The organism is Photobacterium malacitanum (genome assembly GCF_900185615.1).
GTDB lineage: Bacteria > Pseudomonadota > Gammaproteobacteria > Enterobacterales > Vibrionaceae > Photobacterium > Photobacterium malacitanum.
In genome coordinates, this window is the sequence record NZ_FYAK01000002.1 from 349,018 (window position 1) to 362,569 (window position 13,552).

At 38.1% G+C, this 13,552-nt stretch carries 13 protein-coding genes; 8 read left to right on the forward strand and 5 right to left on the reverse strand.

Features of this window, described 5'->3' with window-relative positions; all coding sequences use genetic code 11:
• Positions 1 to 103: 103 nt before the first annotated feature.
• On the forward strand, positions 104 to 1,819 hold the full coding sequence (locus PMAL9190_RS06825) for an amidohydrolase (protein ID WP_200813381.1): 1,716 nt from the start codon (positions 104 to 106) through the stop codon (positions 1,817 to 1,819).
• Positions 1,820 to 1,946: 127 nt separating this feature from the next.
• Here the strand turns inward: PMAL9190_RS06825 and PMAL9190_RS06830 are convergent, their stop codons facing one another.
• Complete coding sequence (locus tag PMAL9190_RS06830; protein ID WP_060998872.1) at positions 1,947 to 3,260, reverse strand: anaerobic C4-dicarboxylate transporter family protein; 1,314 nt, start codon at positions 3,258 to 3,260, stop codon at positions 1,947 to 1,949.
• Between the two features lie 257 nt (positions 3,261 to 3,517).
• A complete protein-coding gene (locus tag PMAL9190_RS06835) occupies positions 3,518 to 3,754 on the reverse strand; it encodes a hypothetical protein (protein WP_087844501.1) in 237 nt (78 codons plus the stop codon).
• Positions 3,755 to 4,095: 341 nt separating this feature from the next.
• On the opposite strand from PMAL9190_RS06835, the gene PMAL9190_RS06840 reads away from it, so the two are divergent.
• Entirely contained in the window at positions 4,096 to 4,653 is a 558-nt protein-coding gene (locus tag PMAL9190_RS06840; protein WP_087844502.1) for an SPOR domain-containing protein, read from the forward strand.
• A gap of 129 nt (positions 4,654 to 4,782) precedes the next feature.
• Here PMAL9190_RS06840 and PMAL9190_RS06845 read toward each other — a convergent pair whose 3' ends face one another.
• Positions 4,783 to 6,123 (reverse strand): DEAD/DEAH box helicase, encoded by a 1,341-nt coding sequence (locus PMAL9190_RS06845; RefSeq protein ID WP_087844503.1) that lies wholly within the window; start codon positions 6,121 to 6,123, stop codon positions 4,783 to 4,785.
• Between the two features lie 223 nt (positions 6,124 to 6,346).
• On the opposite strand from PMAL9190_RS06845, the gene PMAL9190_RS06850 reads away from it, so the two are divergent.
• The gene (locus tag PMAL9190_RS06850; RefSeq protein ID WP_087844504.1) at positions 6,347 to 6,952 is read left to right on the forward strand and encodes a DUF2238 domain-containing protein; all 606 of its coding nucleotides are present in this window, start codon (positions 6,347 to 6,349) and stop codon (positions 6,950 to 6,952) included.
• Positions 6,953 to 7,017: 65 nt separating this feature from the next.
• Here PMAL9190_RS06850 and galE read toward each other — a convergent pair whose 3' ends face one another.
• Positions 7,018 to 8,037: a UDP-glucose 4-epimerase GalE gene (gene galE / locus PMAL9190_RS06855; RefSeq protein WP_087844505.1), complete on the reverse strand. Its 1,020-nt coding sequence runs from the start codon at positions 8,035 to 8,037 to the stop codon at positions 7,018 to 7,020.
• A gap of 283 nt (positions 8,038 to 8,320) precedes the next feature.
• Here galE and PMAL9190_RS06860 point away from each other — a divergent pair, with 283 nt between their 5' ends.
• Entirely contained in the window at positions 8,321 to 9,247 is a 927-nt protein-coding gene (locus tag PMAL9190_RS06860) for an alpha/beta fold hydrolase (RefSeq protein WP_087844940.1), read from the forward strand.
• A gap of 54 nt (positions 9,248 to 9,301) precedes the next feature.
• Here PMAL9190_RS06860 and PMAL9190_RS06865 read toward each other — a convergent pair whose 3' ends face one another.
• Positions 9,302 to 9,514 carry an HP1242/YdcH family protein gene (locus PMAL9190_RS06865; RefSeq protein WP_087844506.1) on the reverse strand — a complete coding sequence of 71 codons (213 nt, stop codon included), beginning with the start codon at positions 9,512 to 9,514 and terminating at the stop codon, positions 9,302 to 9,304.
• A gap of 335 nt (positions 9,515 to 9,849) precedes the next feature.
• On the opposite strand from PMAL9190_RS06865, the gene PMAL9190_RS06870 reads away from it, so the two are divergent.
• The 4 genes from PMAL9190_RS06870 to PMAL9190_RS06885 all read left to right on the forward strand — a co-directional run bounded on the left by PMAL9190_RS06870 (position 9,850) and on the right by PMAL9190_RS06885 (position 13,543).
• Positions 9,850 to 10,902: a GGDEF domain-containing protein gene (locus PMAL9190_RS06870; RefSeq protein ID WP_087844507.1), complete on the forward strand. Its 1,053-nt coding sequence runs from the start codon at positions 9,850 to 9,852 to the stop codon at positions 10,900 to 10,902.
• A 9-nt stretch (positions 10,903 to 10,911) separates the two neighbouring features.
• Positions 10,912 to 11,427 (forward strand): NUDIX hydrolase, encoded by a 516-nt coding sequence (locus tag PMAL9190_RS06875; RefSeq protein WP_065167450.1) that lies wholly within the window; start codon positions 10,912 to 10,914, stop codon positions 11,425 to 11,427.
• Positions 11,428 to 11,654: 227 nt separating this feature from the next.
• The gene (locus PMAL9190_RS06880) at positions 11,655 to 12,038 is read left to right on the forward strand and encodes a hypothetical protein (RefSeq protein WP_087844508.1); all 384 of its coding nucleotides are present in this window, start codon (positions 11,655 to 11,657) and stop codon (positions 12,036 to 12,038) included.
• 155 nt (positions 12,039 to 12,193) lie between these two features.
• A complete protein-coding gene (locus PMAL9190_RS06885) occupies positions 12,194 to 13,543 on the forward strand; it encodes a TolC family protein (RefSeq protein ID WP_087844509.1) in 1,350 nt (449 codons plus the stop codon).
• Positions 13,544 to 13,552: the final 9 nt, after the last annotated feature.

The following is a 13,552-nucleotide window of genomic DNA, read 5'->3' on the forward strand; positions in this document are numbered from 1 at the left end:
TCTGTATGGTTTCCTTGATAAATTTAAGCATTTTCATCGTTTAGTGCTACCAATGTATATAGTAGTTAGCGATATTTTTATTTTCTTAACACGGATGTAATCAATGAAAACTTCACAATTGAAACTGATGTCAGCTTTAATCTCGTCATTACTCGCGATGAATTGTCATGCAAAAGAACCGGCGGTGAGTGCAGATACTATTTATAGTGGCGGTAATATAATTACTATGAACGATGCGCAACCCTCTGTGCAAGCTATCGCTATTAAAGATGGAAAAATCATTGCAGTAGGTGATACCAGTACGATTAACAACACATTTAAATCACAGCAAACTAAGCTCATCGACTTAGAAGATAAAAGTTTATTACCCGGCTTTATTGATGCTCATAGCCATTATTTCAACTCACTACAAGTTGCTAATCAAGCTCAAGTCTATGCCCCACCATCAGGAACAGGTAAAGATGTTGATAGTATTCTTGCAACAATTAAGCAATATGCAGACGAACATAATATCCCTAAAGGCGAATTAATTATCGCTTATGGCTATGATGATACCGTGATGCCAAATGGTCGCTTACTTAATCGCGATGATATCGATAAAGTTTTTCCTGATAACCCTGTACGTATCGACCATGTCTCTATGCATGGTACGGTAATGAACAGTCTTGCTTTAAAAAAATACGGTTATAGTGATCAAACCGAAACTCCTGCTGGTGGCGTTATCGTTCGTAAACAAGGCACCAATGAGCCGTTTGGGTTAATAATGGAAACAGCGTATCTTCCAGTGCTTGCACAAGCAGAAGTGATGACGCCAGAAGAGGAAATTGAAGCCACTAAAGCAGGCCAAAAATTGTATGCTCAAAATGGTATTACCACCGCTCATGAAGGCGCAACCCATTTAAATCAGTTTGAAACCATCAAACGTGCATCTGATGCTAACGCCAATATAATTGATGTTATCGTTTATCCCTTTATAACCGATGTGGATGCAATTTTAGCTAAGTACCCCGTTGATAAATGGCTGCAATATAACAATCGCCTTAAAGTGGGTGGCATTAAAGTCACTATTGATGGTTCACCTCAAGGACGTACAGCACGATTTACCACTCCATATTTAGCCGGAGGCCCTGCAGGAGAAAAAAATTGGATGGGTGAACTGACCTTTCCACAAGACACAATCAATAAAATGGTAAAAAAAGTCTATGACTTAAATGTGCCTTTAAATTTACATGCTAACGGTGATGGTGCTATTGATGCCTTCTTTGAAGCACACCAATCAGTAGCTAAGAGTGATCTGACCAAAGATCGTGATATCACAATGATCCATGCGCAATTTGCGCGTAAAGATCAATTGAGTAAATTTAAACAATATAAGATCCGCCCTTCTTTCTATACCTTACATACTTACTATTTTGCAGACGCTCATCTTAAAAATCGTGGCAAAAAACAGACTGACTATATAAGTCCAATGCGAGATGCGATTGATATCGGCCTTCACCCAACCAATCATACTGATTTTGTTGTTGCACCTTTAGATCAAATGATGATGCTTTCATCTGCTGTAAATCGGTTATCACGAAGCAATCAAGTTATCGGTGAAACACAGCAAATCACACCACTTGAAGGCTTAAAAGCGATGACTATTTGGGCTGCAGAACAATATAACGAAGAGATGAACAAGGGCTCGCTTGAGGTAGGAAAACTTGCGGATATGGTTATTCTGGATAATAACCCTCTCACCATTGAGCCCACAAAAATTAAAGATATTAAGATTGTCGAAACCATCAAAGAAGGCAAGACTATTTACTTAAATCAATAAATATACCGTTTGTCGTAATCAAAAAAAACCTCTATTCTTCCAATGTTTATTGAAAGCAATAGAGGTTTTATATTTATTAATCAGTTTGTTAACAGTTATTTGTTACTGTTTTATCTCAGTGCCTGATTTAAAGAACAAATCCAGCAAAAATGAAGCCAAACACAATACTGAATACCATGCTTAATAAACCTGGGATCATAAAGCTATGGTTAAAGATGTAACTACCGATCTTCGTTGTACCTGTACGGTCAAAATCAATCGAAGCGATGATTGGGCCATAGTTAGGAATAAAGAAGTAACCGTTAACAGCCACGAAAGTTGCAATGATAACTTCTGGTGGTAAACCTAATGTGATACCTACTGGCACAAGTACTGCTGTTGTTGCACCTTGGCTGTTTACCATCACTGATAGCGCAAATAATGCAAATGCAAATGTCCATGGCGCCACTTCAACTAAACCAGATACTGCGTCTTTTACCATTTCACTGTGGCCAGCAATAAACGTATCACCTAGCCATGCGATACCAAAGATCGCAACAATCGCACGCATACCCGCGTGGAAAACAGATCCCTGAGTGATCGCATTACCATCTGGCTTACAGATCAAAATGATCAATGCGGCAATCGCTAGCATTACGATCTCGATCGTGTGTGCCATACCCATGGCTGATCCATTGAAGTTAGGGCGCAGTGCTGGAAATGCCCCCATGATAACAACCGCTAATGCACCAAATAGGAATAAACCAACCGCTTTCTTTGCTTCTGGCTTAATAACGATCTCTTCAACTTTAATTTCTTGTTCCATTTCTTGACGGAAAGCAGGATCTTGCATGCGACGCTGGTATTCTGGATCATCTTTTAGATCTTTACCGATTTTATTTACCACAACACACGCAAGTGCTAAACCACAGAATGTGCCAGGGATTGTCACCATTAATACATCAGCTAACGTAATGCCTTGTGGTTCAAGAAATGCAACAAGTGCGACAACTGCAGCAGCAATAGGACTGGCTACAATCGCAAACTGAGAGGCAATAACAGCCATACCTAATGGACGCTCAGGACGAATACCACTACGACGACTAACTTCTGCAATAACAGGTAACACTGAGTAAGCAACGTGGCCTGTACCGGCTAAGAAAGTAAACATGTAGGTTACTAACGGTGCAATAAAGGTAATATGACGAGGATTTTTACGAAGAATATTTGAAGCAATTTTAATTAGATATTCAAGACCACCAGCCGCTTGCATTGCTGCTGCTGCTGCAACAACCGCCATGATCATTAACATTACATCAATGGGTGGGCTAGTTGGTTGCAAACCAAAGATGAAGCTTAGAATGGCAAGACCGATGCCCCCCATCACACCCAAACCAATACCACCGATTCGAGCACCGACTAATATACACACTAGTACAATCAAAAATTCTACAATAAACACATCTATACTCCCTAATAACAGCGCTTATATTACTGAGTTATATTCAGTAAAAATTCGTGCTGATAATAAAGTTTATATAGAAGCAATAATTAGCACCTAATCACACTTTATTAAAATATATATCAATAAAAATAGTAATATAAACAACTAATTATATTTATGTTTCAGTCTGTAGTGTTAATTGTAACTGTGATGTATTAACTTTCGTTTGTTATTCCAATATGGGTTACTTAATGCTCGATTAGAATCAAACAATATTACGGTTCAATAACGACTTTTTTAGAGGCAGTTAACATTTCATAATGATGATTTTTTAATCGTTTCTCACTCATTTTCAACCACAACACAACCGCCAAAATAGCGAAGGCGCTTAAATCACATAATGCACTGGTGATCCCGCTAGTAACTAATGACACTCCAACTAATAACATTGCAATCACTGCTGCGATGATGCGTCGTTGACGATCATTAACTCTGAGTAACCACGCTTTCATAATTATCATCCATATCAATCTCAAGTTGTTATTAATATGTTAACCAATGTTCGATAATTTAAAAAAGACTGTTTACCTCTATGAAAGAGTAAAAAGCTATATGTCGCTATGCCGCCTTTAATTATTAAGACAATATAACCTATTCTCATTTAGCATAACGCACTTGTTCAAAAAACGTCCAGTTAATCATAAATGTGTAATTATCATGTCAATATTTTGCCGTTTTTAGCTACAATACACCCCAAGTATAAAGACATTTGTTGATGATGATATTTGTATCGTAAAACTGATTGATGCCAATATCACATTTATGAATCATTAAATATTCTTCGGAGAAAACAATGACATCTCGTACGCTAAAGGCAGCAGTTGTCTTGGGTCTATTTGCATTATCTGGTTGTGCGTCATCTAGCAGCCCTTGTGATACAGGTTACCTACTACCATCTAAACTTGATAATGAAAACCTTCAATGTCAACAACAACAGCCAACTGAAACTGTTGCACCAGAGACGACGGTAACCAGTGAGCCGGTTGTTGATAGTGACTACATTGATAATGACAATGCGCACCTTGCAGATGAAGAATCAATGACAAACGATCAAGCATTTGGTGATATTAACCCTTCGCATTTTACCGTTCAGATTTTGGCATTAAGTGAAGAGCGTAACCTACGTGGTTATCTACAGCCAATTACTGGCGATCAACCAATTTGGGTTAACTGGAAACATGCATTAGGTCGTAACTGGTATGCGGTAACTTACGGTAATTTTGCAACTCGTGAAGAAGCAAAACAAGCGATTCAAACCTTACCAGCAACAGTTCAAGCACAAGGTCCATTTGTATTAAGCTTTGCTGCTGTTAAAGCTGATAAAGAAGGTCAAGTATACCAATTACGTTAATTGCACTGCGGTCATTAATACTGTTGCGAATTAACTTAGACGCATAACAAAAAACCAGACGCTAGGTCTGGTTTTTTTATGTCTTACTACAACGAAGAGCAAGTTACGTAATCATATATACAGTTATGATTATTGGTCGTCTTGACTAACATCTGTATTACGTTTTTTCTTAGGGATAAAGACATCATTACCCACTGCTTGGTTTTCGTAAAAACGCTTATCAACTCTCTTTTTCGCTTTTGGAGCATGAGTTTGTTTTGCAGCAGCAGTCGTCTTAGCTGTTGTTTTCTTAACAAACTTCTTCTTCGGTGCTGGTTTAAGGCCTTTAAACTTACCAACTAAACCTTCAATTGTGGAGAACTCAATCTTTTGTTTCAAGAAGGCTTCCACCGCTTTAAAGCTCTTCCAGTCTTTTGGTCCAACAAGTGATACTGCATCACCCTTATTACCCGCACGACCAGTACGACCCACACGGTGAACATATTCTTCAGCATGTTTTGGCATATCAAAGTTAATGACTAATGATACGCTATCGATATCAAGACCACGTGATGCAATATCTGTTGTTACCAGAATCTTATGGCAGTTACGCTCAAACTGACTCATGATGCTATTACGTTGGGTTTGATTTAAGTTACCACTTAGTGCAACCGCTTTAAGCTTACGCTCGTTCAATTCAGCAGTTAAACGATCGGTATCAGCACGTGTTGCTGTAAAGATAATAACTTGATTGTAATTTTCAACCTCAAGCACTTTATCTAGCAATGCTTGTTTATGATCTAAGTGATCACAAAGAATAAAACGTTGCGTAATATCAGTATGCTCTTCTGCTGAGTGACCAATTGAAATACGCTTAGGGTTATCTAGCATTTCAGAAGCCATATCAAGCACATCGACATGATCCATCGTTGCAGAGAACATTAATGTTTGACGACGACGATGATTTGCAGCTTCGTTAATACGACGCAGTTGAGGTTCAAAACCCAGATCTAGCATACGGTCAGCTTCATCAAGAATCAGCATTTCTAAGCCATCAAGATGTGTACTACGGTGCTCTAGGTGATCGGCAAAACGACCAGGCGTTGCAACCACAAACATTGGGTCATTACGTAATGCTTTTACTTGGTCGTTGAAGTTTTCACCACCAACAATCAAAGTACCATCGTACGGCGTACCTGCATTAAGCGTACGTAATTGTGCAAAAATTTGTTTCGCTAACTCACGCGTTGGCGTCAAAATCAAAACACGTGGATCACGACGAGTAAATGGCTTACTACGATACATACGTTGCATCGCTGGTAATAAAAATGCCAGAGTTTTACCGGAACCCGTTTTCGACGACGCTAAAATATCCTTGCCTGCAATAGCAACAGGGACTGCCGTTTGTTGAATTTCGGTTGCTCGATCAAACGCCAAATGATTTAGTTTCTTTAATAGGCGTGGGTCTAAGCCAAGATCTTTAAAATGCAAAATGATGCTCCGGTAAAAACAACTCAATCTATGAGTGTGTACTGTCAAATATGATGTATATCACAATATTGTGAAAACATTAGTTGGAAATTATAACACAAACCAATTTTAAAAAACCTAAAATAAGTCATCACATTAAGGTTATCAAATTGATAATCTTTGTTGCCACATATGCTGTAAAAACGTTACTCTTAAATCCAATTGTTTATTATAAGGATTTGAAATGATTGAGAACAAATACCCTAAATGGTTAGCATTATGCTATAGCATCTTCTTTATTGCGTTAGGGATCAATCCCGCTTTTCGTGCTGTATGGATTGCAGAAGCCATTCCTCTTATGATGGTGTTCTTATTTTTAGTCTTTAGTTATCGTTATTTTGTGTTTAGTAACCTTGCTTATACTTTAATGGCTATATGGCTGGTATTACATAATATTGGTGCTCATTACACTTTTGCTAACGTCCCTTTTGACTGGGTTAACCATTTATTAGATTCTAACCGTAACCACTTTGATCGATTTGCCCATTTTTCAATTGGCTTTTATGCTTTTCCTATTGCTGAATTCTTAGTCCGCAAGGGGCATTGTAAGCCGATTATTGCAGCGTTATTTGGTTTATTTGCCATTATGGCAACTGCGGCAGCTTATGAGATTGTCGAATGGTGGTACGCAGCTAGTGCTGGTGGTGAAGCAGGGATTGAATTTTTAGGTTCTCAAGGCGATATTTGGGACGCTCAAAAAGACATGTTAGCCGATACACTTGGAGCCATATTTAGTTTAGCTATCTTCTTTTTTGCGAAAACATATAACGTTAAAAACAGCAATTACTAATCACTATTTTTAAACAACAAAAAGGCGCTATTATAAGCGCCTTTTTTATTCAATCCCAAATGTACTTACTCTGCGTCAGGGTAACCATCAGGGTTAGTTGACTGCCAACGCCATGTATCTTGTGTCATGTCATCTAGCGTCAATTTAGCTTCCCAATGCAATTCAGCTTTTGCTTTTGCTGGATCAGCCCAACATTCAGCAATATCACCAGCACGACGTGGCGCTATTTTGTAAGGGATTTCAACACCTGAAGCAACTTCAAATGCTTTTGCCATTTGCAATACACTATTACCGTTACCAGTACCTAGGTTGTAAATGTGTAAACCAGCTTCACGGCCTTTATGTGTTAATGCTGCAAGGTGACCATCAGCAAGATCAACCACGTGAATGTAGTCACGTACACCTGTACCATCAATTGTTGGGTAGTCATCACCGAAAACAGATAAGAACTCACGACGTCCAACAGCAACTTGAGAAATAAATGGCATTAGGTTGTTAGGAATACCTTGTGGATCTTCACCCATAGTGCCTGATTTATGTGAACCTACTGGGTTAAAGTAACGCAGTAATGTTACGCTCATTTCAGGGTATGCATGTTGAATATCAGCAAGACACTCTTCTACCATTAGCTTACTACGGCCATATGGGTTAGTTGCACTGGTTGGGAAATCTTCAGTGATTGGCACTGATGCAGGATCACCATAAACAGTTGCAGATGAACTAAAGATAATTGCATTCACACCTGCAGCACGCATAGCTTCAACAAGTACTAATGTACCACTAACGTTATTATCGTAATACTCAAGTGGTTTTTCTACTGATTCGCCTACTGCTTTCAATCCTGCGAAATGAATCACTGCATCGATATCATTTTCAGCAAATACACCATCTAAAAATTCACGGTCACGAATGTCACCTTTATAGAAGGCTGGTGTCACACCCGTTAGACTATGAATGCGTCCTAATACTGTTTCTTTACTGTTGTACAAATTGTCAACAATAACTGGGGTCATACCCGCTTCGATCATTTGTACACAAGTATGACTACCAATGTAGCCCATGCCACCAGTAACTAATACACGCATGGTGTCTCCTAGTCGTTAATACGTAGTTTCAGTCTAAATATTAATACATATCCGTATGTCAATAACACGATATTGTATAAAAATTTATTATAGTAAAAGATTATGCTATCGATTGCTTTATTTAGCAACTGTACTAATCCAATTAATTTTCGATTCTGACATAATCTTTACCAAAAAAACAAATACAGCTCACAAATTTATTTTAGGGTTAGCGTTAATAATATATTTATCACGACACAATAAAACAGTGTATAATTCATTTTTTAAACTATTCGAGCAACCAATGAAACGATTTCTGCATTCTCTTATTCTTCTATTATCACTAAGTTTCGTCGCAACTGGCTGCGAAGTCGTACGTTGGAAAACTGAACATGACCAATCAACGTTAAAAAAAGAAGGCTTCAGCAAACATCAGATGACACTCCAGCAAGGTGGCAAATTAACTTACTGGGAAGGCGGCCACGGTCAGCCGTTACTGCTTTTACATGGTTTTGGTGGTACAGCCGCTGCTACGTGGAAAGCAGAAATGCTGCAACTGAGTAAAAAATACCATGTTATTGCTCCAGATTTACTGTGGTTTGGTGAATCTTATAGTAATAGCTCTGCCAAGTTAGCCACTCAAACTGATGCAATTTGGCAATTAGTTAATAAGTTAAAGCTAGATAGTATCGATGTGGTAGGAATATCTTACGGTGGCTTTATTACTTATGACATGATGCTAACACCTGAGCGCATTAATAAAGCAGTTATCATTGCAAGCCCTGGTCCTTTGTTTAATGACCAAGATTTAAATGACTTAGTTAAACGAGCAGGAACTCAATCACCGGAAGAGTTATTTGTACCCAATAATGGCGATGGTGTTAAACGTCTTTACGACAATGTATTTATTGAAAAAAAGATCATTCCAGATTTTATTGCGAATCAAATCTACCTTGATTATTTTTCGCAATGGAAACCACAGCGAACACAATTAATTCAAACACTACCGAATGATAGAGATCGCATTCAGCAATATAATCCTAAAAAGTTACCGCAGACTTTACTCATTTGGGGAGAAAATGACCAAATTTTCCCACTAAAGAGTGGCATAAAGCTGAGTCAATACATTCAAGCACCCATTGTAGTATTACCGAAAACGGCACATGGTATTACTAACGAACAGCCAACAGTTACTGCTGATTTAATAGACACTTTTCTATCAAAGCAATAATACTAATAACTCAAAAAATAAAAAGAGAAGTCCAAGCTTCTCTTTTTAATAAATTTATTGTTGTTTTTGTTGAAGATAAACAAATATTTCATCTTTCAACAATAACTTCTCTTTCTTTAATTGCTCAATAAGAGTCCCATCAAAGCCATTAGAAGATGTCATTTCATTAATTTTATCATCTAATTCATTATGCTTTTTAAATAGTCGATCAAAGTGAGCATCATGCCCTTTTAGCGATGAAATTAAGCTTCTATATTCTGGAAACATTGTCGCTCCTAATCATTGTCTAGTGAGCCTAAATATACCAATAACAAATAAAGATTCATGGCTAAAGATCTCATTTTTAATCATTTAACCTAAAACCCAATCAAGTTATGGGTAATAGGTATACACAACAAGCACTATAGCGGTGATTTATGCGCCGATAAAAAATGTATCAACGGCAAAAAAATGATAACAATGAAAATTACCCTTCTAATATATTAACTTACATAAAAATCAAAAAATAATTAGACATCAATCACAATACTGATATGCTCTGCACAATCATACATTATGTATTGCATTCACTTTTGTAATGTTATAAGGGTCTGTTCCATATCATGGCTACACTGATTAAAAGCTCTCAACTTCAAGCAACGAACTTTGCTTATATTGAACTTAGCGAGAAAACATTAAAAAAACAACTCTCATTATTATTCCCTTTTGCTGGTGCTATTTGCGCTGTTATTGCTTTTACTTATTTAGTTTCACAACAAGGACATTATTTTACGCTTGTTGGTATATTAGGTATGGCGTTGTGTTACACCCTTGCAGCATTAAATCGAACCCTCTTTTCGGCAACTATTCTTTTTTGGATCTTTTTAATCGCAACTACGCTTGTTTGTTCAAGTGGTTTTTATTTTACTGGTGCGCGCCACATCAGTAATACTATTGGCTTAACTATTCCATTATTAAGCTTTTTTGCTTTACAAATCAGAACCGCTACTTGGTATAGCAGTATTTTTGGCATGCTATATATAGTGCTCAGTGTGTCTGAAATTGCCAATAAACAAATGCAGATTTCATCAGCACTGCAAAATATTTGTGCTTATTCTATTATCTTTGTGATGGCCTTTTTATTATCTCGTCACCGTTATGATGCGATTCAACAAGTAAAAAGAACCACAACTAACGATTTCCTAACCGGGTTACTAAACCGTGAAGGACTATTACCTCTTTATCAAAATGAATCATCGCGCTGTAAGCGTTATCGCCGTGATATATCAATGCTATTAATTAATATTGATAAATTTAGAGATGTTAACGACCGTTTCGGGCTTGATGCAGGAGATAAAACCCTAATGATGCTGGCAAAATGTCTTCGTGAAATGTGTGCTGAAAACATGCACATCGCACGCTTGAGTAGCCAAGAGTTTTGTATCATTATTCCTGATGCTGATATTCAAAGAGCCGAGCAATTTGCCGTTAATATTCGAGATGAAATAGGCCAATGGGTATTAGAGCTAACGACTGGACATCAGATTAATATCACCGTCAGTATTGGTATTACTAATGTTGAATATCAAGACTTTAGTTATGACTATATCAAAGCAGAAAGCGCCTTGATGCGTGCAAAACGTTGGGGTTATAATCAAATCGCGACGAATGAATAGAGAATAATTATGACGATAATCACCCATTACCAATGGAAATGTTTCAGTATTGAAGAGCAACCGCATCTTTTACCTGATGGCAGAGAGATTGCTTTTACAACGCTAATTCACCCTGGTGCTGTTATTATTATTCCTATTGATAGTGATGGTAATCTGGTGATGGTTCATCAATATCGCCCCGCGGTAAAACAATGGTTACTTGAATTTCCAGCAGGTACAATTGAACCAAATGAAGATATTTTAATCTCTGCCCAACGAGAGTTAGCGGAAGAAACTAATCTTGCAGCAAAACAATGGCATGCTTTAGGCGAGCTATTACCTGTGCCTGGGTTTTGTGACGAGATTCAGTATCTGTATGTTGTTAAAGAGCTCACCCCTACTCAAGGTGAACTTGATGATGACGAAATAATGGATGTCGTTACTTTTTCTGTTGCTGAAATAGAACAAAAAATTATTGATAATCAAATCCAAGATAACAAAACGTTAGCTGCCTTTCTAAAAGCACGACTGCTTGGCTTTATTTAAACGCGCCACTACCAATATATATCCAGGATTAATGAAAGCGCCTAATTTGTAGCTTTAAATAACAATCATATGAAGCCCCATAAAAGTAACTCCGACATAAGTAATACTTACAGTCTCCAATAGCATTACCTATGCCATATTGAGTTACTTTTTTTAATAGTAACTTGACTTATTCCAGCAATAATAACATATAATGTATGTATTCATGTCACAGAGGTAGGGACAAGATGTCATTCAAACATCTTCGTACAGTCTGGATCGCAACATTCACGCTTATAGCGCTTACGCTATCAAGTGTTGCTTCTAGTGCCCCACTTATGAGCCTTAAAATGCTCAGTATGACACATAATTCGACAATGAATGCTGATGGCCACTGTGCTGAAATGTCAAATCATGGCATGCATAATACAGTAATGAAAGATAAACAATGTGATCAAAAAATGGCAGATATTGATACCTGCTGCTCTATGGCTTGCGTCAGTTTTTCTGCTTATATTCCAAGCCATAACAACCACTTATCTCGTTTATCTCAATTAGCCAAAATTCCGCAAGATACTTATACTCAAAAATCGACTTACCCTCGATCCCTCTATCGTCCTCCAATCGCTTAATTCTGAACTTATCTTCCCGTACTACCCGATTATTACATCGTTGTAGTTAAGATTTTTTGTATCTCTAGATCGCACTAGGCTCTGCTTTGTTGCATCTGGAATACACATAGCCACGTTGATAACTATCAGCGGCTATGATTGTTCGGATAAAAAATATGAACATGAAACCTCTTTTACAGACGTTAATCGTTGTAACTGCTGGCTTAACATCTATTGCATCTCAAGCGACAACATCCGTTTCCAATACAGATGTTCCTGTGCTCATTCAGCTTATTGAAAGTGCTGTTATTAACGATAAAAAGCGCAGTGAGATCTCTGCTCAAACGCAAGCGACATTAGAAAACAGTGTTGCCGCTTCCAGCTTGCCCGACCCAAAACTTAAAGTAGGATTTGGTGGCTTACCAATTGATAGTTTTTCATTTGATAGCGATCCCATGACCATGCTTTCTGTTGGTTTAATGCAACAGTTTGGCCGTGGCGCAACACTCGATTTGCAACAACTCAAAGGTGAAATTCAAGCCAAAGGTATTGAGTTACAACTTGGTGTGCGTGAATTAGACATTGCTAATGCCATCACACAGCGTTGGTTAGAGCTTGGTTATTTGCAGCACGTTGAAGCCATCATCAATAAAAATAAGCGTTTATTTACCGAGTTAGCACAGGTAACAAAAACTAATTACGCCAACGGCACCAATGAAGCGCAAGATGTTCTGCAAGCCCAACTGCAAATCAGCAAAATTGATGAACAGCTAAATAATAATCTGCAACAACAGCAACGCTTAATTTACCAATTGTCTGAATGGTTAGGTGCGCAATGGTTATCCAGCGCAGACACAATGAATGCCAAACAACCATTACATTGGCAAAAGCTCAATAATCTGCTTCCTCAATTAGAAAATCGAACAGAGCACTACGCTATTTTGCGTCATCACCCGATGGTAAAGATTTCTGATACGACGATCTCAGCCAGTGAAACCCAAGTGGATATTGCAACTGAAGCCTACCAACCCCAGTTTGGTGTCGAAGTGATGTACGGTGCCCGTTTTGCCAATGGTATGAATGGAAAACCAGCATCAGACATGCTGTCGGCTTATCTCACCATGGATGTCCCATTGTTCACAGAAAACAAGCAAGACCGCACCTACAATGCCGCTCAGCAGCAAGTTATCGCAGCGAAATCTCAACGTGATTTATTGCTACAGCAGATGAACGCCAAGCTAAATACGCTGTTAATTGAACGCCACAATTTATTAAGTCGAATTGAACGTTACAAAAAGAGCCTACAACCCCAAGCAAAAGCTCGCACCCAAGCCGTCGAGCGCGGTTATCAAAACAATACAGCCTCATTTAAAGACGTGATCACCGCAGCCAATGATGAGTTAAACCTGAATACCGAACGTGTACGCATCGAAACCGATCTGCAATTAACGAATAGTCAATTGGCGGCATTAACCAATGGTTTCGACATTCAATCTTCAACATTAACCAACAATAATAATCAATAAGGGTTAACT